The following is a 1,468-nucleotide window of genomic DNA, read 5'->3' as shown; positions in this document are numbered from 1 at the left end:
GGCCTTTTTCTTCCCGCAGGAACCGTAAGTATGTTTTAAGCGACTGCTTATAAGTTTCTATCGTCTTATCGGATAGGCCTCGTATAGCGGGCATATAATCATGCAGATAGGATCGCACCATTGTCCAGAAACACTTATCTTTTTTGCGCTTATATCTCATATGACTCAACCTCAGGCAGTAAATTTTCTAAGCTCTCTGTTGCAACAGCATAGTTTCCAAAATAATCAGGAATCAGGTGTATGTAGTAATATGTTTTTTCAATCGAGGAGTGTCCCATATAGCGCATGAGATAAGGAAGCATGGACATGACATTCTTTCCTTCTTTTGACCAACGTGCTATATTGGCACATGCAAAGTGGTGCCGGAAGTCATAGGGCCTTGGCTTGACCTTACCGTCTCTTTTGAGTCCTGCTGCAAGCCAGATTTTTCTGAAGTTGAACGGAACTGATGACTCGGATATGACATTACCGCTGGGACTTGGGAAAAAGTATTCTCTTTCCGGGAAACAGATCCCAATAGCAGAATCGTAATCTTTCAGATAGGATATCAACTCATCTGACAAAAACAATCTGCGATCCCGGTGCCCTTTCGATTGTAAGATATCCAAATAGCCGTCATTAAGATGTACATTTTCACAGCGGAGATGTCTGGCTTCGCCGCACCTCGCACCGCAGCAATAAAGGAAACGATACAGTGCTGGGTAAACATAAGGGCGCCCTGGTGTTTTCTTTCGAAGCACATATGAGTCGCATTCTTTAAAAAAGCGCTGTATTTCACTGTTAGACAACAGATAAACTTCTGGTCGGTAAGAATTCCGTGAAACAGGGGATTCAAGAATGTATGCATCTGAATCCCCCATACACTGGAGATAGCGGCCAAACTCTCTAACAGGGCTTATCCAATATCCACGTTTTGAATTGGAATGCTCAGACCGTTCAATGCTCCACCCTACCACAAGGCTTTTGCAAAGAACAGGGCTATTGCCATGTTCAAAATTGTATCGATCCAAACTCTTCAAATACCATTGAACTGATGCGGAATACTGTATGCCTATAGAATGTTTAAACTTTATAAATGCTTCCAGAGATGGGCCAAGCGCGCTTATAAAAAGACTCATGGATTTACCTTTCTTGATATTCCCACAAGAGGTAATACACACTCTTTAAGGTTATTTATATCTGCAGTTATATAGATGTCGGTAGTCCTTGTTCCTGCATGCCCAAGGATTGCTGCAATTGTTGCTAATGGAATACTGTTTTGAACCATTGTTGATGCTGCATTATGCCGTAGCATACACATGCCCCAGATACGATCATCCTTTTGTATACCGGCACGTTGAAGTATGTTGCTTACGATATAGTAACATGCTGAGTGCCCCGACAAAGGCATGAACGGTGCTTGACTTCTCAAGAACACATGATCATCATTAACCTTTGGTCGTTCTTCCAAAATATAGCGATAAATTGA

At 42.1% G+C, this 1,468-nt stretch carries 2 protein-coding genes; both read right to left on the bottom strand.

Annotated elements, in window-relative coordinates; all coding sequences use genetic code 11:
* Positions 1-149: 149 nt before the first annotated feature.
* Positions 150-1,118 carry a tyrosine-type recombinase/integrase gene (locus B5F88_RS19485; RefSeq protein ID WP_087937053.1) on the bottom strand — a complete coding sequence of 323 codons (969 nt, stop codon included), beginning with the start codon at positions 1,116-1,118 and terminating at the stop codon, positions 150-152.
* A partial coding sequence (locus B5F88_RS19480; RefSeq protein ID WP_162612261.1) for a tyrosine-type recombinase/integrase occupies positions 1,115-1,468 on the bottom strand: 354 nt, incomplete at its 5' end. The genes B5F88_RS19485 and B5F88_RS19480, both read right to left, overlap by 4 nt.

The sequence above is a fragment of the Flavonifractor sp. An306 genome, from assembly GCF_002159455.1.
GTDB lineage: Bacteria > Bacillota > Clostridia > Oscillospirales > Oscillospiraceae > Flavonifractor.
The sequence above is the reverse complement of the archived record's forward strand: the minus strand, read 5'-3'. Positions and strand labels throughout refer to the sequence as shown.

Bases quoted from the DNA above. Each gene is read 5' to 3' on its own strand.
- B5F88_RS19485 (WP_087937053.1), bottom strand. From the start codon at position 1,118: ATGAGTCTTTTTATAAGCGCGCTTGGCCCATCTCTGGAAGCATTTATA.